Genomic DNA, 20,961 nt, shown 5'->3' with positions numbered 1-20,961 from the left:
CGCTCGATATTGGACGCCCCGGTCCGAGTGATGAACGAGTCCGCCCAGGTCAGCGCCTTGATTCTCGCGGCGCCAGATCGCCATCTTCAGCGCGTCCAGGGCGAGGTCGGTGTAGAGCGAGGTGGCGACCTGCCAGCCGACGATCATGCGGGAGTGCACGTCCAGGACGAACGCGGCGTACACCCAGCCCACGCTGGTGCGCACGTAGGTCAGGTCCGCAGTCCACAGCTGGTTCGGGCCTGCCGCGGTGAAGTCGCGTTTTACCAGGTCACGAGGCCGCTCGGTCTCGGCGGCCGGCCTGGTGGTCCGCGGCGACTTGTCGCGCGACAGGCCCCGCAGCCCAACCTCGCGCATCAGTCGTTCGACAGTGCACCGGGCCACCCGCACGCCGCGGCGCAGCAGCTCGTGCCAGATCTTGCGGGCGCCGTAGTTCTCGGCGTGGATCTGCTTGATCATCGCGGTCAGCTCAGCGTCGCGGCGCGAGCGGGCGCTCAGAGGGCGGGTCTTGGCGGCGTAGTAGGTCGACGGTGCGATCTGTGCCGGCGTATCTTCAAGAGCCTGCAGGACCGGCTGGACACCGTATTCGGCCTGGTGGGAGTCGACAAAGGCGACCTTCATCGCGACGGACGGTCCAGCTCCGCCGCGAAGAAAGACGCCGCGGACTTCAGGATCTGGTTCGCCCGCCGTAGTTCCCGGTTCTCCCGTTCGAGGGCGGCGATGCGTTCGGCGTCGCCGCTGGTGGTGCCCGGCCGGTCGCCGGCGTCGGTCTCGGCCTTCTTCACCCAGGTCCGCAACGCCTCCGGATGAACCCCCAGCTGACCGGCGATCCGCCGGATTGCCCCGACCGCGGACACCGGGTCCCGGCGGGCCTCGACCGCCAACCGGGTCGCACGCTCACGCAGCTCATCGTTGTACTTCTTCGGTGCCGGCATAGCTAGATTTTCTCCCAGGTTTCGATGTCTCCATCAAACCCGGGGCGGAACACTCTGCCACGACGAACGAACACCTTGGATCTCCCCCGTGAGGCACCAGCACTTCAGTGCGCCGAAAGTATGCCAGCACCAAAAGGAGAGGACAATGAGTTTCACCTATGTTTCGCGTCTTAATGGGCTGGGTTGGCGGGGATGATGATCGGGCGGAAGCTGGTGCGGGCCGCAGTGAGTACCGCCTCTCCCGGCCCGCCCGGACATAGCCACTCTGCCAGGTCACGCGCCTCGACCAGCAGCCGACCACCACCGATGTCGGAGATCTTCCATGTCGATAGGTCGACCCCACTGCACTGGTGTCCCGTTGAGAGAAGTTGCATGCCGTGCGCGTCCGGTACGAACCGGTGCCAGACATCGGAGTTGCCACGAAGCACGTGTGCCGATGAAGTCGGAATTGTCGGCAGGGCCGGAAGCGCACGAGCGCGGGCATCCCACTCGTAAGTCCACAACGGCACCATTGCCACGAATCCGAGCCGCGTGTCCGAGCCGTTTGCCAACAACGCGGCACGGGCCCGCGCGGCCCTTTCCGCAGGTAGGCCGACCGGGACGTGTTCCTGGAACATCACATGACCATTCGCGTTGAGCTGCACACGGCTCACCCGCCCGCCCGGCGGCCCAGCGAACGTCACCGCGACCGCGCCGTTGACCCGCAGCGCCCGGGCTAACCTGTCGGCAAGCCCGTTGACCGGCACCGACTGGTGCATGCCGCCGGTGGACCACAGCGTCGCCGCTCCGTCGAACGCCGCCCATCGCGCGGCCGCCGCGAACCACCCCGTATCACCGGCGTCCAATGCGCCCTCGCGTGAAACGAACACCGTCATGCGCGGCGAAGCCAACTCCGCCACCCAGTCCGGCAGGCGGTCCAGCGGCGTGGCGCGCACCAGCCCGGGCAACTCGCGTACGGCGAGCGCACCGGCGAACGCGTCCACCCATGCCTCCAGGGTCTCTTCGCTCATCAGCCTCCGCAGCAGCACAGAAACACCCGCTACGCTCACCATCGGGTCGCCGCCGATCATGTCGGGCACCGCGCCGTTGGCGGCGTCGACTCCATCGCCCGCCACCGCGACAACCATCAACTGATCCAGGTCGTGGGGTGCATCCGCGACGAACTCGATATGCACCTCGTCGTAGCCGTTGGCCTCGACTTGGCGAAGGATGTCATCGAAGTCGACACGTACACGAGTGGGCCCGGCCATCGTCTGCTCCTCTCTCGAAAACGCTACCGGACGAGTCCGGCGGGTTTCGGTCCTGATGCTATGGCCGGCCGAATGGGCATGGACGCCCCAGCGACCAGCAGCGGACAGAACGACCGTCACGGTGCCAGGGGCGGCGGTGAAGGCCCGGGTGCCGACTCTTCAGCGGCAGTGCACAAAGGACATGAACGGCCGCCACTCCGCGTGGCCGAGATCGGTACGCTCCGATGCGGGAGCCTACCGGCATTGGCCGGCAGCGAGGGCACCCCTCCGCAGAGGCGGCTACTGCGGAATCGGAGCGGACCGAGGGCATCGGTTCGGACCTGCATGCTTCGCCCGGGTCACAGCAAGCATGGTTCGCCAGCGAGGACTTGTGGTGGGCCGCCAGGGACTCGAACCCTGAACCTAAGGATTAAAAGTCCTCAGCTCTACCATTGAGCTAACGGCCCGCTGGGGCACCAGGCTACCCGATCGCCGGCTCCGCTCAGGGGCCGCCCGGGTGGTACGGGTATACGGCCTAACTCCGGTTGCTAACGTTCGGTGCTCGACCTCGCGCGGAACCGAAGGATACCGATGGGCAAGAACAGTCGTGAGCGCCACAAGGCCAAGCGGAAGGCCGCGGCGGCGTCTCAGCGGCGACGGGCAGCGGCGGCTGGTCAGGACGACCCGCTGGGCCAGTACGACGGGTCAAGCGTGCCGACGCAGCGGCAACTCGCGGACCAGATCATCAACCAGGCGATGTTCGCCCGGCAGCACGATGATGCCGCCGAGCTCGACCACTGCCTGAGCCTGTTGATCACCGGCCCCGGCGGCGCCACCGGGCTCCAGGTCGTCAACCGGGCACTCCTGACCTACCTGCTCCGCCAGGTCGAGCAGGCCTGGCGGCGCGGCTGGCAGCCGGCCGAGCTGGTACGGGTGGCCCGCCGCGAACACGCCGCGCGGCACGGGCGGCTCATGGTCGATCTCATCGCGGCGCAGATGCGCGGCTACGCCGCGGCGACCGTCGATCCACGGTGGCAGTCGCAGCTGGCTTCCCTCGACGCGAAGGTGTGGTGGGAGCACGACGACCACTATCCGACCGGGTGGGGCGAGCGGCAGGGCCTCGACCGTGGTGCGGTTGTCGCCGTCATGATCGACGTCTGCTTTCTGCTCGCGACGCTACCGCCGATCGAGCAGGTCGGGCCGATGCCGGGCACCGCCCGACCCACCAGGACGACCTCGCCGGCCGACCTGGATCAACGGATCCTCGACCGGGTTCGGGCCCTGCTGGCCAAGGCGGAGTCCACCGACTTCCCGGAGGAGGCGGAGGCGTTCACCGCCAAGGCCCAGGAGCTGATGGCCCGGCACCGCATCGATCACGCCCTGCTCATCGCCACGACCGGGGAACGCGAGCAGCCGGCCACCCGCAGGGTGGGCATCGACAATCCGTACGAGGCGCCGAAGACCCTGCTGTTGCAGGTCGTCGCCGAGGCCAACAGCTGCCGCGCGGTGTGGAGTAAACGTTTCGGTTTCACCAGCGTCGTCGGTTTCCCGGCCGATCTGGAGTCCACCGAGCTGCTGTTCACCTCGCTGCTGGTGCAGGCTACGCGAGCGATGACCCAGGCCAAGCCCAGCACCGACCGGTACGGGCGCAACACGACCCGCTCGTTCCGACAGTCGTTCCTGACCGCGTACGCGTCGCGGATCGGCGAACGACTCGAGGCCGCGACCGGCGGGGTGGACCAGGAGCTGGCCGAGTCGGCGGACGCCGCCCAGTTCCTTCCGGTCCTCGCCGCCCGCGACGACGCGGTACGTGACGTCTTCAACCAGCAGTTCCCCGAGTTGACCCAGCAGACAACGACCATCAACAACCGGGCCGGCTGGGCGTCGGGCCGGGCCGCGGCCGACCAGGCTTCGCTGCACGGGCGCGAGTCCGTCACACCCCGCTGACCGGCTACCACCGGGCCCCCGATGGCCGGTCGCGGCTCAAAGTCGCGGGATCGGAGTCGCGGGCTCGGAGTCGCGGGCTCGGAGTCGCGGGCTCGGAGTCGCGGGCTCGGAGTCGCGGGCTCGGAGTCGCGGGCTCGGAGTCGCGGCGGCGGCGAAGTCGACTCAGGTCCGCGCCGGGGTGGCGCCACCGTCGACGCCGCTGCCTCAAGCCACGAGCAGCCGGAGGCCGAGGTCGGCCGTGTCGAGGGCGACGAGGTCCCGGTTCCGTTCAGCCCACCGGCCGGACGACAGGTCTTCGCGGAGCGACCGGACCGCCCGTTGTTCCGCCTGCGCTCCCACTCTGGTCCAGACCGACACCGCCCGACGTACGTGTTCGTCCAGGTACGCCTCGGGCCGGCGCCAGTGCGCCTCAAAGAAGCCGTCCGCGCAGTCCCACGGGACGAGCACCGGCTCCGCGCGTCCGCCGATGGCGTGGGTCAGGTCGGCGAGGGACGGCCAGTTGACGAGCAGATCCGCGAACTCGGGTAGGTAGTCGCGGGTGAGCCAGAACCGCTTCCCCCAGTCGGTGTCCTCAGCGTCGTACGTGAACACCACCACGCGACGCGCGACCCGCCGCATCTCCCGCAACCCGGCGACCGGGTCCCGCCAGTGATGGACGGTGCTGACCGCGATCGCGGCATCGAAGGACTGGTCCTCGAACGGCAGGCTCTCCGCGGCGGCGGCCACGCACGGCGCCGCCCCCACGGGACGCTGCGCGCGCATGACCGCCGAGGGTTCCACCGCCGTGACCTCCCGGTCATGCGGTTCGTAGGAGCCGGTGCCCGCCCCGACGTTCAGCACCGTACGGGCGTCTCCCAGCGCATCCCAGATCCGGGCGGCGATCCGTGGTTCGGTGCGCCGCGTCGCCGGGTAGGCGGACCCGATCGTGTCGTACAACTGCGCACCGAACACTTTCAGCTGTTCCGCTGGCGTCGTCCTGATTCCCATTGCCCGTGCCTCCAACTCCCGGTCAATGGCCGTCACCATGGCGGCGGCGCGGTCGCGCTGGTCCAGCAGCAGCCCGCGCAGCCGACGCAGGTGCGCGACCGCGTCGGTGGTCGGATCGTTGACCAGGTCCGCGACCTCCCGCAGCCCGAAACCAAGCCGCCGGTACGCCAGCACCTCCCGCAGTCGCTCCACATCGTCCGCCGAGTAGGCCCGGTGCCCCGCCACGGTCCGCGTGGACGGCCGCAGGAGGCCGATCTCGTCGTAGTGATGCAGCTTGCGGACGGTTACGCCGGCCAGCTCGGCCGCTTGCCCCACAGTCAGGTGATCCGCCACGGCACGACTATGGGACATGCCGCTACGTGAGTAGCAAGCACAAGGTGACTCGATGGGACTGCTGAGTTGCGACCCTCCAGGGATGATGAGCGACCAAGGACAACACCACCAAGCGCGTCCACCGCCTCATGTTGCGATCCCTCCAGGGGTGATGAGCGACCAGTGACCCTTGCCGGCTCGACCCTGGTCCTCGAAGCGTTGCGATCCCTCCAGGGGTGATGAGCGACCTGGCCGCTCACGGCCGACGCCGCCGAGATCGCCGTCCCGTTGCGATCCCTCCAGGGGTGATGAGCGACAACGAGCGCCCGGTGATCCGCTCAAACTCCATCTCAAGTTGCGATCCCTCCAGGGGTGATGAGCGACGTGGCCGACTGGCTGACCACGCCCGTCGGGTGCGGGCTGGTTGCGATCCCTCCAGGGGTGATGAGCGACGCGCACGGGACGGCCTGGGTCGAAGTCAAGCCGGCCAAGGTGTTGCGATCCCTCCAGGGGTGATGAGCGACGTGTCAGCATCCGCGCCACCGGCTCATCCCGTATCAGCACGTTGCGATCCCTCCAGGGGTGATGAGCGACTCGAAGCTGCTGGCCGACGCCGGCGTTGACGTGTTCGAGTTGCGATCCCTCCAGGGGTGATGAGCGACGTGTCAGCATCCGCGCCACCGGCTCATCCCGTATCAGCACGTTGCGATCCCTCCAGGGGTGATGAGCGACTCGAAGCTGCTGGCCGACGCCGGCGTTGACGTGTTCGAGTTGCGATCCCTCCAGGGGTGATGAGCGACGGCCGACGGACTGTGGACGCCCGGTAAGGGCGAGAGTTGCGATCCCTCCAGGGGTGATGAGCGACGGGACGGGCCTTATTGCGAAGGCGCTGCTCGGTGGGTGGTTGCGATCCCTCCAGGGGTGATGAGCGACCAGGCGTTGATCGGCGCCTACCAGGCGCTGACCGCAGCGTTGCGATCCCTCCAGGGGTGATGAGCGACAGCCGAGCCGTCGTCGCCAACGCTGGACAGGCCCGCGTTGCGATCCCTCCAGGGGTGATGAGCGACCCGACCATGGGCATTGCCAAGGGAGTCGGCGTGAGGTTGCGATCCCTCCAGGGGTGATGAGCGACACGATCCGGCCGCCCGCCCCTCCGGGCCGCCGGCGTTGCGATCCCTCCAGGGGTGATGAGCGACTCTGCCCCGTTCCGGGCCGGGTTCAACGCCGTTTGTTGCGATCCCTCCAGGGGTGATGAGCGACCCGAACCTTAAGTCCCAGGTCACAGCCGCTTTCCGGGGCTGAATTCGGCCGAGTTTTGCAGCAGTCCGCCGGTTGTGCATCTGTGCAGGTCAGAGTACCGGATCTGGGCTACCGGGATAGTATGGAAGCTCAACCACCTTATCGATCACCGAAGATGGATCTGAGCCCCCCCCTCGGCGGACCCGCACACCAACAGACTGCACAGCGGACCAACGACCACTAGCGAGCCATCGTCGGGCGGCGCGCCAACCTTCACATGAAGCAAGAAGATAAATATTGACAGCTGCCGTGTTGGCGCTCATGGCAGGTCAGGACAATGATGGACTGGGTGTGGACCCGGGCCGACCTTCAGCGGTCGGAGCGGTTCGCGCAGATGGTATCCGTTTCGGCAGGGCGTCCCGCGGGGCGAGGGCCTGGTCAATATCGCCGATGATCTTCTCTTGTAGGCGTAACAGGCTGTCCGCACGGCCGGGATCTCCGAAACCGCGTTCGGCAGCCGCAGCCACCGAACAGCGCAACAGCGTGGATACGTCGCGCGGTGCCAGGTCGGTGGCGGACAGCAGGCCCTTTATGGCCTGATGGCCAGCGGCCTCCCTCACGACAGCGTCGGGGTTCTTCTTGGTCCCGTGGGTGATCGGAGCGCGGTTGCGGGCGTGGTTGAGGAGCAGCAGGATCTGCGCCGACCCCACCACGGGCTCCCCGGCTCGCTCCACCTCATCACGCAGCTGTCTTTTGAACTTCCCGAAGTTGCCGTTCCGCCTCTTCAGGGTCACGTCGTCCTGCCCTGCAATTGGTCGCCGTCGCTTTTGGGTCTGGACAGCCGCGATCGAAGCTTCCATGGCGTCCGCCGCGAGCACGAGGAGGCGGATGCGGTCGGCCGGAGCCGCAGCATGCGCTAATGCGGCTTCCACCACCTCCAGACGCTGGGTGATCAGCTTTGTCGTCCAGGTCTCCTGGTCGACTCCGGATTTCCCGAGCACGCTCGCTGGGGGCCGGCGGCTGGCAAAGGTGTCGGCCAACTGTCGAGCCTGGTTGGTGACCGCTGGATCGATGGCGGAGGCCGCTAGCAGTCGCCAAGCAACGTCCAACTCCAAGGCGCGTAGAGCCCCTTTGGCAGCGTTGAGCAGTGGACGGTCACCCCCGGTTAGGGCTGGCCACAGATGCACTGCGTCGTAAACGTTCCCGGACTTGGGGGTGGCGTTTTGGCGGACGAACAAGGGCAGCCCGTGCCGGGCACCGACGCGACGCATAGCGCCAAGTAGCGCCAGCAAGATTGGCTTTTTACCGGTAGGAACGAGCAACAGGGCTCCCGTTCCCCGGCTGATCCGACGCTCGATGGCATGTTCGATCGCAGCTGGATCAGGGGTGGATTCGATCAGCTCGACCCACGCCTCACCATTGCCGGTATTGGCATTCTCGTCTGAGCGGTCGCGGATCAGCGCAGCTTCCTGGTCGGCGCGTTCCCGGCTGCCCTCCCCATCGTCAACCCCGAAGACGACCGCGCGGATCTGGGTCTGCTCCACCCCAAGGAAGTCCGTGATCGCCGTCGGTAGACCGTCGGCCACCTGCTCTCCGACGCTCCGGATCCCTGGACGCGACGCGTTTCCGGCCGGCCAGACGACCAACGTGGTGTCAGCCGGGGTAACCGGCGGCTCAGGCAGCGCCGCTGACCGCCAACTACTCTCCTCAACGTATTGGGAAAGGTAGTCCCCGATCAATCGGGCATCTTTGGGGCTGGGTGGGAACAGGTTGTGACTGCCGATGCCGATACGCTGCAACGCGGCAACCTCACCCGAGAACAGCCATTTGTAGGATGAGAGCCCGACGGAATCGTCGACTACGGGATCGCAGCCAACAGCTTCCCTAATACAGGTGAGTTTTCCCCCAAGTGGAGGCATACCTCCGGGCTCCTCGTACTTGCGGAGTAGATCTTCTGCATCGGGGTGGTCTTTTTGGTCGTTGCAGAGCAGTTCCTCGTACCGGCTGGTGATGTAGCGGCGGACGGCGAGACTGGCGGTGCCGTCGCGGCGGACGACAGCGTCAGCGAGCACGGCGCGCACGGACGCGCAGTCGGCTGCCTCGAAGCCGTCTCGGCGCCGCTTCGCGGCTTGGCGCACCAGGTCACGCTGGGCGTCGCTGAGCTGGACTGCCAGCTGCCCCGTACGATCGAGTTCGTCCAGGGTGGCGAACATGCGCCACCGGATGAAGACCCCGGCGACGGGGTCGAGGTCGAGTTGCTCCAACGGGTCGACGACCGGGTAGGCGCTCTGGTCGCTGGTGAGGACGAGTTGCCACGGTAGTCCGGCGCGGGACAGTGCGGTGAGCGCGCCGAGGGCCAACGTCGTGGCTCCAGATCCCCAGGTGACCAGCGCCTGCTCATATTGCGGCGCCTCGCCGAGATATTCGGTGAGGGCGTCAATGACGAATGCCTCGGCAAGTCCGGCGACGGATAGCACTGTGGCCTGCTGAACGGGGTACGACTCGTCGGCGCTGCGAAGTCCGGTGAGGACCTTGGCGAGAGTCTGGGCGATCGGCAGGGTGTCCAGGGGGCCGGGTTGGGGTTGGCTGGTGCCGAGGATTACCACGGTCAGGTCCGGTCTGGTGGCGAGAGTATCCAGCGCGCCAAGCACGGGACTGGTCCCGGGGATCCTCGCGGACCCGGCCTGCGGCGTCTCGTTGGTGAGTATCCGGCGGACGGCACCGGCGCCCTCCGGGCCGTCGAGGAGGGCCTCGATCTCGGCGCGGCGGCACCGGGCCTGGTCGGCTCGGTCCGAAACCGAACTGCAGGGGTCCTGGGAGTCGATAAGAAGATCCGCCTCTCCGGCGACGTGTACCAGCAAACGCATGAGCGCCATTCTCTGTTCGCATGTCACGTTCTGCGGGGACGCGAGGTGGTTGGCGGGTGTCAGATGTCGGTCACTTGCCCGACCGCTGGTTGCCAATGACGGCCCAAGGGTGTGGCCAGGTCAAACACCCCGGCTGATTCAGATATTTTTATCGTTGAGTTACTAGTGTTGGTTCGGTACCGTCCTCGCTCATGCATGTCTTCCCTGCCCGGATTCCAGATGCCGAGGTCGTTCCCCGCTCGGAGGTGGTGGAGGTCCGGGTAGCCCGCAAGGTGGCGCCGCTGTTCGGGGTGGGCGACGGTGTCCCGCCGTTTCATCACTCCTGGGTGTGCGACTACACGGCTCTGTCCCTGGCGGAGATCGGTCGCGGCGCCCCGAGCCCGGACCGCACAGCAAGATCGGAAATGGAGACGCTGGCTTCCGACCGGCTCCGCGCCGGTGACGAACCGGGGTGGGCCTGGTCGGGCCGATCGGTGTGGTCCGCGCAGCAGAGCACGCTGCCGGGGGCCCTCACCAACGCGACACTGAACCGCTACGGCCCCGATACCAAGGCCGCAGCGGTGTTGGCCGGCGCGAACCGGTTACTACGGGATGCGACAGCCGCGGTCGCGCAGGTGGGGCAGCACCTCGCCGACACCGGCTGCGACGCCGAGGTCCGGTTGGCGGCGTGGGCGGGGCTGGTGCTGGAGGTCTACCGCGCACAGCCCGCCCTGGTGGTCGCGGCGGTGCAGGCCCGCCAGGTGCAACGATCACTGTCGGCTCGGTGGGGTGCCCAGGTCGACCGGGCTGGAGTGATCGGGGTTGACGCCCCGTCCGAGGTCCACCCGGCAACGAATTCGACGGGTAGCGAGCCAGGCCGGGACGGGGCCACCGCCCGGTGGCAGCCCATCTCCTTCGACCTGGTTGACGCGACCCTGCCGGGGCTCGGGTTAGCTGACCATCCGGCTGCCGGTCCCGGCCTGGTCACCGTGGACGCGCTCGACGACCTCGCCTCGGCGTGGTGCCGGCGGCTTCTCGGTATCGGACAGCCGGGGCGGGGTGTGGTGTGGCTGACCGAGAACGCCGACGGGTCACGGCGGGTCCAGGCGATGGTACGAGTTGGCGCCGTGGTGGCACCGTTCGTGGCGGCCTCGCTTGGTGGTACGTCGTCCGGCGACCGAACCTCGGCGCCGAAGCTGCCGGTGCTACCGACCGCCGACACGCTGGCCGCCGCGCCGCTGCTACGGCGTCGCGCCCACCTGCTACTTGCGCACGTGACCGCCAACTACCTGCGGTACCGCGACGAGCTTCTGGTGGACTGGCCGCAGCTGCGGGCGCAGACCCGCGAACTCGTCGCCGCGGCTGTTGGCCGCTGCACCACCGTCCTCGCTGCGGACGATCCGGTGTCACTGCAGCTGACGGCGTACGGCGCGTACCTCGAGGTGTGGGATCCGCCGCGTGCGCATTCGGCGGACACCCCGGACATACCCGGGCGGGCGGCGGCGACCGGGCGGAATGCGGCGACCGGACGGGATGCGGCGGCCGCGCGGCTGGTTGCCTCGCAGCAGCGGGTCGTGGAGGCGTGGCGGCACGGATGGTTGGACCCCGGCGCCGTCGGCTACCTGTTGGAGATCGGCATCGTCGCCCTCCGCGACACCGCCACGGATCGCCCCCCCGGCGACACAGCGCCGGCAGCTCCGACCGAACGGTCAGCGGACGCGGACGCGGGCCTGACCGCGGGCCTGACCGCGGGCCTGACCGCGGGCCTGACCGCGGGCCTGACCGCGGCGACGGTGCGTCGATGGTGGACGGCGATCCTGACGGCGCGCGGCATGGGCCCCGGGACCGACCTGGCGGCGCAGGTTGACTCCCTGGGCGATGCGCAGCTGTTCCACCTGCACCACTATGCGGCCTGGTTGGCCGACGGCGGGCGGCGGGCCGACCTGCGCCGGGCACTCTTGATCCAGGAACGGGTCGCGGCGGTACGTGCTGAGGTGGCCCGCCGGGAGCCCGCCGGGTACGCGGCCAAGTCGGCGGCGGCCCGAGCCAGCCACGAGCTGGCCGCCGAGATCGCCACCGACCTGGCTGCGGTGACCCCCGACCGGGAACACGAGGCGCGGGCGCGCGCCGTGGCCGTGGCGGTCCGGCACGCCCGCGCGGTGCTGGCCGACCCCAGCACGCGAGAGCTGCTACGGCCGACGGCTCCACCGCCGGCGATCCGGCGTACCGCGAAGGTAGTGGCGCGCGCGCTCTGTGCGGCCGCAACCAGTGAAGTGGCGGTGCCTGCCGAGGAGGTCGCCGCCGCGCTGACACTCCTCGATGCCGCGATCGCTGCCGGCCACCCGAGCGTGACACATGCAGATATGTTGTGCGACTGGCGCGCAAGGCTGACCGGCCTCGCCACGCGTTCAGCGCCGGAGGACTGATGGTCGGCAAGCATTCTTACGCTCCCCCTACAACAGACGGTGAGACCCACGATGGAGACAGGACCCGGGGTTGATAGGCCCGGCGCCGGCCGGCGCTGGGTGTTGATCGAGACGGGCGGCAACCAGCGGTACATCTTCGGCAGCAACCGGCTACGGCACGTCGTCGGCGCCTCCCAACTGGTGCACGACGTCGGCACCGCGTGGGTGCGTGAGGCGACCGACCGGCTCGGGCTCTCGCCCGACAGTTCCGTGATGGCGGTTTCGGGCAAGGCGCTGCTGCTGGTCGACTCGGCCGAGGTGGGCCGGGCGATAATTCGAGAGGTAACCGGCCGGGCGTTGCGGGAGGCGCCGGGGATGCGGGTGACCGGAGTGGTCGGCCCCGCGTTCGACCCGACCGACGACGGCGCGCACGAGCCGGCCCGCGCGGAAACCTACCGGCGGCATGCGGCGATCCGGGCCGCCCGGCCGGACCCGCTGGTACGAGATCGGGTGTTCCCGTGGCACCGCCTGTGCCGCGACAGCGGCCAGCCGGCCGCCAGACTGGAGGTGTACGGCGAGGGTGAGGAGCCGGTACCGGCCTCGGCCGGCATGCTGGCCCGATCCCGGGCCCGCGATCAGGCGCAGCGGCGCCTCCGCGAGAAGCTCGGCGAGCAGTTGGCCGCCGTCGTCCCGGTACACCTGGACGTGCTGCGGCACAGCGGGTGGGTGGCCGTGGTGCACGCCGACGGGAACGGTGTCGGCCGGATCTTCCACCGGTTCAACGAACACGTGGCCCGGGTCGAGGGCGTGGCGCAAACGTCGCTGGCGGGCAGCGCCCAGTATCAGCGGGCTGTGTCGGTGGAGCTGGAGACAGCCACCTGGCAGGCCGTACGGGATGCGGTCGCCCAGCTGGTCGCCGGTCGGGCCGACGGGGACATGACTGGGCGGCTGCTGCCGATCGTCGTCGGCGGAGACGATGTCACGGTGGCCTGCGACGCCGCGTTGGCTGTGCCGTTTGTGCAGGAATATGCTGCCGCGTTCGCCCGGCGCACCGCCGCCCAACCGCAGCTGTCGGCGATCACCGAGGCCGCCACCGGTCATGCCGGTCTCACCGCCTCCGCCGGCATCGCGGTGGTGAAGTCACACCATCCGTTCGCCACCGCGTACGGGTTGGCCGAGGCGCTGACCGTCTCGGCCAAACGGCTCACGTCCACGGGGCGCCCTCTGGCCGCCTTCGACCTCCATGTGGCGCACACGTCCACGCTGCGCGAACTTGCCGAACTGCGGGAGTATGTCCACCTGGACGACGGCACGGCGGTGGCCCGACACGCCGGGCCGTACCTGCTTGACCCTGCCGAGCAGCTGCCCGCGGAGCTGCGTCATCGCAGCGTCGAGTTGCTGGACGAACTCGACCGGGGGCTCGACTCCGACGGATGGCTGTCGGGGGTGCAGGCGCATGCCCTGCGGGAGGCCGCCGACCGCAGCCTCGCCGAGTACCGGCGGCAACTGGAGCTTCTCGTCAGCCGGATCCACCACCGGGACCGCGCCCGCGAACTGCTGGATGTCCAGTCCGACCGGTTCCTCCGCCTGTTCGACGTGCTGCACCTGCGCGGACTACGCCTGGAGCCGCCCGCCCGGTCCGCGGCGGAGACAGCACCAATCCCTGTTGGTGGTGCCCGATGACCCTGCCCGCGACGTTCGAGATCACCCTGGACTTCCTCAGCGACTGGCACATCGGCACCGGCCAGGGTCGGCTCGGCACCATCGACGCTGAGGTTCGCCGCGACAGCGATGGGTTGCCGTTCGTACCGGCCAAGACTCTCGTCGGGGTGTGGCGCGACGCCTGCGAGACCGTCGCCCGCACCCTCGACCAGCCCACCGGTCAGCCGCAGGCGTGGCAGGCGTGGGTCACCTGGCTGTTCGGTTCCCAGGCCGGCCAGCCCGGGGATGAAACCGCACGGGCCGGGCGGGCACCGGCGCCGGCCGCGCTGCGGCTGACCCCGGTACGTGCCCCCGGCTGGCTGCGGCAGGGGGTGCGGGGCCGCCCCGCGCTGGCCCAGGCAGCGGTCGTGCTGCGGCCCGGTGTGGAGATCGACGACGAGACAGGTACCGCGGTCGACCGCCGGCTGCGGGTCGAGGAGCGGGCGGTCCGGGGCCTACGACTTTCCGCGAAGGCCACTGTCGTCATGCCCGGTTCGACCGGCGGTGCGGCCTCGGACGACCCGGACTCCGGTGGCGTGGAGCTTCCCGTGCCGGCGGAGCTGCTGCTGCGAGCCGGGGCGCGGCTGGTCGAGGCGGTGGGCGGCAAACGGAACCGGGGCAGCGGCCGGGTCGCGGTCCTGCTCCCCGGCGCTCGGGTCGACCAGGGCAGCGGGAACATCCATCCGACGGTCATCGACGCACGGTTGGTCGAGCTGCTCGCCACCGGTGCGCCGGCCACACCCCCGCCGCCGCCCGCGCCGGCCAAGGCGGTCGACTTCTATCCGTACGACCGGCTGCACCGTACGCCGCGGCGCGCCGTCCGGGTTGTCCTTCGGGTGATCACGCCGGTGGTGGCCGCGCAGGAAGTGCTGGGCAACGCCGTCCTCAGCCGCGACGCGATCCCCGGCACGGCCCTGCTCGGCACGATGATGGGCCGGGCCGAGCCAGGGTCGGATGAGCAGGCCGCGCCGCGCAGGCAGATCGGCCTCGGTGATATCAGCGTCGGCGACGCGGTCCCCGCCGTCCTCAGTGATCGCACTGGGACCGGCACGCGGGACGGAGCTGCGGTAGTGCCCGCCCGGCCGGTGCCGGCGGTGTGGCAACGAAGCGACAAAGGGCTCGGCACGGCCGTCTACAACATGCTGCGGGCCGAGCCGGAACGAGGTGAACGCGCCAAGCCGATGTCCGGCTGGATCGCACCGGACCGCCGCGGTTGGCGGCAGGTGACGCCCGCGATGACGGTCTCCACGCACGCGGTGGTTGACGACGAGGCTCGCCGCCCCACAGTCGCCAGCGGCGGCGTCTACACCTACCTCGGGATCGCCCCGGGAACGCTGTTGTGCAGCGACGTTGTGCTGCCGGCCGGGTTCCGGCTCCGGTTGGACCGGGGTGAGCCGCTTCGGTTCGGCCGGTCCCGGAAGGACGACTTCGGTCTGGTCGAGGTCGTTGACGTGGTCGACTCGCTGCCGACGCCACTGGATCCGGATCCGGGGGTGGACACGTTGCGGGTGTGGTGCGTCTCCGACGTACTACTCCGCGATGAACGGCTGACCCCCGACCCGTCGCCGCGGGCCCTGGCTCGCGCCATGTCGGCTGCCCTGGCTCCGGCGTCCTGCACGGTAGAGGCGGCGGAGACGGTCAGTGGGGCGACTCGCCGGGACGGCTTCGGGGTGGCCTGGGGGCGCCCACGGCCGAGTCAGGTCGCGCTGCGGGCCGGCAGTGTCATCACTCTGGCCGTGATCGGCCGGGTGGACCCAGCCCGGCTTGCCGAGTTGGAACGCGAAGGCATCGGTGAACGCACCGTCGAAGGGTACGGCCGGGTCCGATTCAACCCGCCGGAGCTGGAACCCGAACGACCAGCGGTCGCCTTCGCCGGAGCCGGGGAGCAGGACCAGCCGGCACCCGCATCCCCGAAAGCGGCGGTTACGGGCGACGTGGATCAGGTCGACGGTTGCCCGGAGCTGGCCCACCCGCTGGAGCTCAACGCCTGGCGGCGGGCCGTCCAGCGGGCCAGCGCCGAACTGAACCCCGACACCCTGGTCCCCGGGATCAGCCGACTGGCCAGGAACCGGGCCCAGCTCGGGTCACTTCGGGGGCAGTTGGAGCGGTTGACCCTGCCCGGTGGGCGGGAGATGGTCCGAAACTGGCTGACCCAGACCAAGGCGGTCCGCGCCCGCCGGGAGATGTGGACCCCGGAGGTCCTCGACGCACTGACCGCGCTGCTGATCGAGAACCCGAACCGGGTCTGGGAGCGCCTCAGCTTGGACGGTGAGCAGCCCCTTCTGGTCCTCGGCCCCGGGCGCGAAGAGTCCGTACGGCAGCGGTTGCACACCGAGGCGCTGATGGTGTCGGTCGGCGACGCGCTACAGCGGCTCACCCGCGCCACCGGGAAGGAGAACCGCTGATGGGCCAGTCCATCGGGACCCGAATCGAGGTGCTCGGCACCCTCACCTGCCTCGGCCCCATCCACATCGGCGGCTGGAACACCACCGCCGGGGCGAGCCTGACCATCGCCCGCGACGGTAGGGGGCAACCGTTCCTGCCCGGCACCTCAATCGCTGGGGCCCTGCGCGCCTACCTCGCTGGCGTCGACCTTCCCCGTGGCGGGGATCCGGCCGCCGTGACCGCCGCGCTGTTCGGAAGCATCACCCCGAACAGCCGGGACGGGTCGCCGTCGTGGATCCGCCTGGACGACGCGCACCTGGTTGCTGACGAGGTCGCGCCGACAGTGCGCGACGGCGTCGGTATCGACCGGGTTTCGGCCACCGCCGCCGCGAACTTCCTCTACACCCGTCAGGTACTGCCGTCCGGTACCCGCTTCGCGTTCCGTTTGGTCGCCGACACCCCGACCACCGCGGCTCCGGACTATCCGGGTGGGTGGTCGGCGCTGGTCCGCGACGCCGTCGATGCCCTGGTGACGGGGCTGGCCCAGGCCCGGGTTCCGATCGGCGCCGGCCGGGGTCGGGGCTTCGGCCGGATGGGGCTGGGCGAGGTCACCATCCGCAGCGCCGACCTTTCCGACCCGGCCGGCCTGGTTGCCTGGCTGACCGGCACGGCCCCGACCCTGTCACCGCCGCTGGCCGAGGAGAGCTCGACCCGGGGCGACCAGCCACGAGATGGGCGGGACCAGCCGCGAGATGGGCGGCTGCGGATCAGCATCGCCTGGCGTCCGACCGGTCCGCTGCTGGTACGCGACTCGCTTCCCGGCACCGTGGTCGACACGCTGCCGCTGACCGACACGGCCGCCGACGGGACGGTCCGGCTACTGCTGCCCGGCTCGTCGATCCGCGGCGTGCTACGCGCACACGCCGAACGGATCGTCCGTACGCTGCGGCGGCAGGACGCCCCGGCGGACCTCAACGATGCCCTGCGCCAGCCACCACCCGGCGTTGACGTGCTGTTCGGGTCCGCACCCGTCGGCGACCGGGATGGTCGGGGGCGCCCTGCCGGGCACCGCGGCGACGGACGGGGGCGTCGCGGCACCCTGGCCGTCGCCGACTGCCACAGCGTCGGGCAGGTTGACGCCCGACAGTGGAACGACATCATCAGCATCAGCCCTGACCCCACGAATCCGGCCACCCGGGGGGAACGCGCGGAGCGGAAGGAGCGCAACAGCCAACGGGAGCAGGCCCGATCCGGGCTGCACCAGGAGCTGGCGAAAATCCGGCAGCACCTCCCGCTCTCGGTCAGCGACCACGTCGCCATCGACCGATGGACCGGCGGTGCCAGCGACCACCGGCTGTTCAGCGTCCTGGAACCGAGCCACACGACGGAATGGGAACCGATCTCAATCGATATTGATGTTGCCCAGCTGGACCGGTACGGCGCTGCTGGCAGCGCGGGGTCGGCGGCGCTGGCGCTACCGCTGCTGCTGCTCGTCCTGCGGGACCTACGGGATGGATGGCTCGCCCTCGGCTTCGGTGGCAGCCGTGGCCGGGGCCAGATCGAGGTCACCGGCGTGACGTTCGACGGCGCCGGGCTGAGCACACCGTGGCAGGCACTGGCCGGACAGACCCTCGACACCGTTCTCACCGACCCACCCCCACAGGTCACCGCGGCGATGACCGGCTGGGCGGACACATTCCAGGAGGCAGGAGCGTGACCAGCAACCAGGACGCGGCGCTACACGCCGTTCGGGCCACCGAACCGCTCACCGCGGCCGACGCGGTCGCCTGGTTCACCACCAGTAGCCCACCGGGCTGGGCGGCGATCGGCTACGCCCTCTCCGCGAAGGCTGCCACCTGGCTGCGGCTCGGGTCCGACGGCACCGTCGAGACCGTCTGCTCCCCCGGCGACGTGCTCACCGAGGCGTACGAGTTGGTGTGCTTCGACGAGCTGCGGGAGCTGCGGTGGCTGCGCACGCCGGACGGACGCGGCCCGGCGGTCGCCGTCGGCGAGGAGCCGGCAAGCCTGCCACCCGGCGAAAGTGTCACCGCCGACCCACCACCACGGCGCGGGGAAACCCAGGACCGGCTACTCGCCGGCACAGTCCGCGCAGACCGTACCGCCGGTTGGTCCGTCCTGCACAGCGAGCGGTACGCCACCGCGCACCTGCCGGTGGTGGCGACCGCCGGCCAGGTGCTCCTCGTCGAGACCGTCGAGTATCTCGGCGAGGACGCACACGGCAACCGCGACATCGCGGACACCCGCACGGTCAGACTGCGAGCGGCCGACCCGGCCACGGTGCGTGCGGTGGCCACTGCGACGGAGACCGACGGGAAGGCGACGGCGGCATGAGCGATCCGCGGAGCAAGCTGAAGAAGACCGTCCGCACGACGTTGACCAAACGCGGCGACATCCTCGAAGGGGTGATCAACACTACCGGCCGGACGAAGGACGCCAAGCCGAAGCGGAGCGACCGCTCCGAGTGGGACGACGCGCTCGCCGACCACGTGGAGACCATGGCCGAGGGCAGCAGCGTGGACGTCGAGGTGACGATCAACCTGGCCGAGAGCGGGAAGCGGACCGTCCGGCTGGCGGGTGTCGCGGCGCTGGCGAAGGTCACGTACGCCGCCGAACGGGCCGCGGCGGTGCAAGACGGCGGGTTCATCAACCCGTACACCTTCGTGCCGACCCTGCCCCGCAGCGACCAGGACGGTACCCGTCTCGCCGGCACCGGCCTGGACGACGACGCCCCGCCCAGCCACGCCCGGCACGCCGACAGTCAGTGGAGCGGAACCCTGGCCCTGACGCTGACCACGGTCACCCCGCTGCTGCTGCCCGTGCCGGTGGTCGACCCACCGAAGGACGGACCCAAGACCTTCGACGTGCGAGTCGACGCGGACGGACAGCCGCTGATCCACGGCGCGTCGCTGAAAGGGGCGCTGCGCAGCGCCTACGAAACCGTCACCGCCAGCCGGTTCGGCGTCTTCTTCGAACACCACGAACGGCTCGCCTACCGGGCGACGACCGCCGCCGCGCTTCACCTCACCCCGGCCCGGGTCCACCGGGACGGCGACACCGACTACTTCCGGCTGTGCCAGGGTGACGCCGACTGGAGGCGGCGGCACGTTACCCATCCGGCACAGTACGCGGCCCTGGTCCCCGCCTATCGCGGCAAGCCCGGTCAGGGAAAGCCGGTAAAGCCGGTACGTCGTCTTGGCGACCTGTCCGCCGGGCCGTTGAGCCGCCACCATGGGACCGAGGTGTACGCCCGGGTCGTCCTGCCCGAATCGGGGAGCAATGGCGGGGTCGCGCGGGTGACCCACCTGGCACGAACCGAGGCGGAGATTCACTCTCACCTGCGGACCGCAGCATCCCCGGGCAGGGGGTCCGGCTCGTACGACGCCGACCGGCCGTCCCGGATCGTGCGCGGGTGGTTGTCAGCCGGCGGAAATTCCATTGAGGTCAAGCGGTACGAGCGGCTGTTCGTGGAGACCCCGGGCCTCGACATCCCGGTCACCGAGGAGCATGTGCGGTACTGGCAGTCGGTGCTGCGCGCCTACGACCTGGCGCAGGGCTACAACGACCCCAAGGCCACCTACCGCCACGACCCCGCCACCGCGGACGGCATCGAACGATCCTGGCACGTGCCCAGCACCCCGGAACTACGTACGCTGCCGCCCGGCACGCTCGTCTACGTCCGGTACGACGCAACCCGGCGCACGATCAGTGAGGTCCACCCGGTCCTGGTCGGACGGCTGCCGTACGAGGCATCCCCCGACGAACTACTGCACGAGAGCCTGCGTCCCGCGCCGGAGCCTGATCGGCTCTCCCCGGCGGACCGGCTGTTCGGCTGGGTGCCACCCGGTCGGCGCGACGACGAGGCCGAGACCAACGTCGGCGCTTCGGGCTACCGGGGCCGGCTACGGATACGGTCGATCACCTGCGCGTCTCCCGACTGGCGTCCCGAGGCATTTCCTCCGGAGGGGATCACCCTCGCGCCGCTGAGTAGCCCCAAGCCGACGCAGTTCCGCTTCTACGGCTCCCCCGACCCCCAGACGGGCGAGCCGATGCCAACGGGGGCGGAGAAGTCCGCCGGCTACGCCGCCGACGGTGGGCTGCGGGGGCGCAAGATGTACCGCTGGCGCGCGGAGGAACCCGACCACTGGCAGCCGCCAGCCGATCAGGAGGACCCCAGCCGGGGGTACCTGGCGTTGGCCGGCAACCGGTCCCACGCCAGCCAGCTCGTCCGCCATCGCGGTTGGGTCCGGCCCGGGGTGACGTTCCACGTCGAGCTCTTCCTCGACGGGGTACCCGAGGCGGAACTCGGTGCCCTGATCTGGCTGCTCACCCAGGGTGTGGAAGCTCCGCTACGGCTCGGCGCCGGCAAACCGTACGGCTTCGGCGTTGTCACCGCCCGCCTCGCGACCGACCGTACCCGGGTGTGGGACGGCGCCGGGGTCCGCACCGGCTGGCTGCACCTGACCCGCCCTGATCCCGTCATCCCGGACCGGCTCACCGAGTTGGCGGAGCGTTTCACCGCCACGGCGAGGGAGAACGAGGTGCTCCGGGAAGCCACCGAGTCGTACCTGGCCGCCGCGAGGGCCGTCAACGGTCCCGTGCACTACCCGCGTACGACGAGGCAGCCCCAGGCCGAGAGCTACCAGTGGTTCGTCGCGAACGAGAGGGCGGAGGACCGCAGGTGGGCGTTGCCGCACGTACGAGACAACGAGCAGCGGCTTCCGTACCTCGACAGTGGTGCTGACAAGAAAACGGAGACCAGCGACCAGAAGATTCCAGCACAGGGCCGCCGGGCCGGGAAAAAGGGCCGACGGCCCCAACACCGTTCCTGATCGGGTCCGATTCCGGCTCGGGCCCGATCAGATCCGTAACCATCTCGTCCAACTCGGATCGACGACCCAACGATGCCATGGCTCAACCCCCGTATCGGTTGCTGCCACCGCTCGTTTTGCCTCCGGGG

At 69.9% G+C, this 20,961-nt stretch carries 12 protein-coding genes, 1 tRNA gene and 1 CRISPR repeat array; of the genes, 7 read left to right on the top strand and 6 right to left on the bottom strand.

All coding sequences use genetic code 11. The annotated features are described in order from the left end of the window. The 4 genes from T398_RS04735 to T398_RS04720 all read right to left on the bottom strand — a co-directional run. Window positions 1–618: IS3 family transposase (locus T398_RS04735; RefSeq protein WP_496444902.1), on the bottom strand; the 618-nt coding region annotated here is incomplete at its 3' end. Next, on the bottom strand, window positions 615–932 hold the full coding sequence (locus T398_RS04730) for a transposase (protein WP_496444900.1): 318 nt from the start codon (window positions 930–932) through the stop codon (window positions 615–617). The genes T398_RS04735 and T398_RS04730, both read right to left, overlap by 4 nt. A 170-nt stretch (window positions 933–1,102) precedes the next feature. Continuing rightward, a complete protein-coding gene (locus T398_RS04725) occupies window positions 1,103–2,182 on the bottom strand; it encodes a hypothetical protein (RefSeq protein ID WP_496444898.1) in 1,080 nt (359 codons plus the stop codon). A gap of 371 nt (window positions 2,183–2,553) precedes the next feature. Continuing rightward, a tRNA-Lys gene (locus T398_RS04720) sits at window positions 2,554–2,628 on the bottom strand. A gap of 244 nt (window positions 2,629–2,872) precedes the next feature. Between T398_RS04720 and T398_RS04715 the strand changes: the two genes are divergently transcribed. Continuing rightward, window positions 2,873–4,108 (top strand): DUF2786 domain-containing protein, encoded by a 1,236-nt coding sequence (locus T398_RS04715; protein WP_496444955.1) that lies wholly within the window; start codon window positions 2,873–2,875, stop codon window positions 4,106–4,108. Window positions 4,109–4,312: 204 nt separating this feature from the next. On the opposite strand, the gene T398_RS04710 is transcribed toward T398_RS04715, so the two are convergent. Further along, window positions 4,313–5,428 carry a MerR family transcriptional regulator gene (locus T398_RS04710; RefSeq protein ID WP_496444953.1) on the bottom strand — a complete coding sequence of 372 codons (1,116 nt, stop codon included), beginning with the start codon at window positions 5,426–5,428 and terminating at the stop codon, window positions 4,313–4,315. 130 nt (window positions 5,429–5,558) lie between these two features. Continuing rightward, window positions 5,559–6,667: a CRISPR direct-repeat array (repeat unit 30 nt; unit sequence GTTGCGATCCCTCCAGGGGTGATGAGCGAC). A 308-nt stretch (window positions 6,668–6,975) separates the two neighbouring features. After that, a complete protein-coding gene (locus T398_RS04705) occupies window positions 6,976–9,123 on the bottom strand; it encodes a hypothetical protein (RefSeq protein WP_496444896.1) in 2,148 nt (715 codons plus the stop codon). 581 nt (window positions 9,124–9,704) lie between these two features. On the opposite strand from T398_RS04705, the gene T398_RS04700 reads away from it, so the two are divergent. From T398_RS04700 to T398_RS04675, 6 genes are read left to right on the top strand one after another with little or no spacing between them, the layout of a single operon-like run. Beyond that, a complete protein-coding gene (locus T398_RS04700) occupies window positions 9,705–11,918 on the top strand; it encodes a hypothetical protein (RefSeq protein ID WP_496444894.1) in 2,214 nt (737 codons plus the stop codon). A gap of 51 nt (window positions 11,919–11,969) precedes the next feature. Further along, window positions 11,970–13,580 (top strand): Cas10/Cmr2 second palm domain-containing protein, encoded by a 1,611-nt coding sequence (locus tag T398_RS04695; protein WP_496444892.1) that lies wholly within the window; start codon window positions 11,970–11,972, stop codon window positions 13,578–13,580. Further along, on the top strand, window positions 13,577–16,003 hold the full coding sequence (locus T398_RS04690; RefSeq protein WP_496444890.1) for an RAMP superfamily CRISPR-associated protein: 2,427 nt from the start codon (window positions 13,577–13,579) through the stop codon (window positions 16,001–16,003). Before T398_RS04695 ends, T398_RS04690 begins: the two co-directional genes overlap by 4 nt. Further along, window positions 16,003–17,700 (top strand): RAMP superfamily CRISPR-associated protein, encoded by a 1,698-nt coding sequence (locus T398_RS04685; RefSeq protein WP_496444888.1) that lies wholly within the window; start codon window positions 16,003–16,005, stop codon window positions 17,698–17,700. The genes T398_RS04690 and T398_RS04685 overlap by 1 nt, the downstream gene beginning before the upstream one ends. Beyond that, complete coding sequence (gene csx19, locus T398_RS04680; RefSeq protein ID WP_496444886.1) at window positions 17,697–18,335, top strand: type III-D CRISPR-associated protein Csx19; 639 nt, start codon at window positions 17,697–17,699, stop codon at window positions 18,333–18,335. The genes T398_RS04685 and csx19 overlap by 4 nt, the downstream gene beginning before the upstream one ends. Next, the gene (locus T398_RS04675) at window positions 18,332–20,833 is read left to right on the top strand and encodes a TIGR03986 family type III CRISPR-associated RAMP protein (protein WP_496444884.1); all 2,502 of its coding nucleotides are present in this window, start codon (window positions 18,332–18,334) and stop codon (window positions 20,831–20,833) included. Before csx19 ends, T398_RS04675 begins: the two co-directional genes overlap by 4 nt. The last annotated feature ends 128 nt before the right edge of the window (window positions 20,834–20,961 follow it).

This window comes from Salinispora goodfellowii (assembly GCF_059570675.1).
This window is presented reverse-complemented; position numbering and strand designations above follow the sequence as displayed.

Coding starts and splice junctions, on each gene's coding strand:
- T398_RS04730 (WP_496444900.1), bottom strand. CDS start 932: ATGCCGGCACCGAAGAAGTACAACGATGAGCTGCGTGAGCGTGCGACC.
- T398_RS04725 (WP_496444898.1), bottom strand. CDS start 2,182: ATGGCCGGGCCCACTCGTGTACGTGTCGACTTCGATGACATCCTTCGC.
- T398_RS04700 (WP_496444894.1), top strand. CDS start 9,705: ATGCATGTCTTCCCTGCCCGGATTCCAGATGCCGAGGTCGTTCCCCGC.
- T398_RS04695 (WP_496444892.1), top strand. CDS start 11,970: ATGGAGACAGGACCCGGGGTTGATAGGCCCGGCGCCGGCCGGCGCTGG.
- T398_RS04690 (WP_496444890.1), top strand. CDS start 13,577: ATGACCCTGCCCGCGACGTTCGAGATCACCCTGGACTTCCTCAGCGAC.
- T398_RS04685 (WP_496444888.1), top strand. CDS start 16,003: ATGGGCCAGTCCATCGGGACCCGAATCGAGGTGCTCGGCACCCTCACC.
- T398_RS04675 (WP_496444884.1), top strand. CDS start 18,332: ATGAGCGATCCGCGGAGCAAGCTGAAGAAGACCGTCCGCACGACGTTG.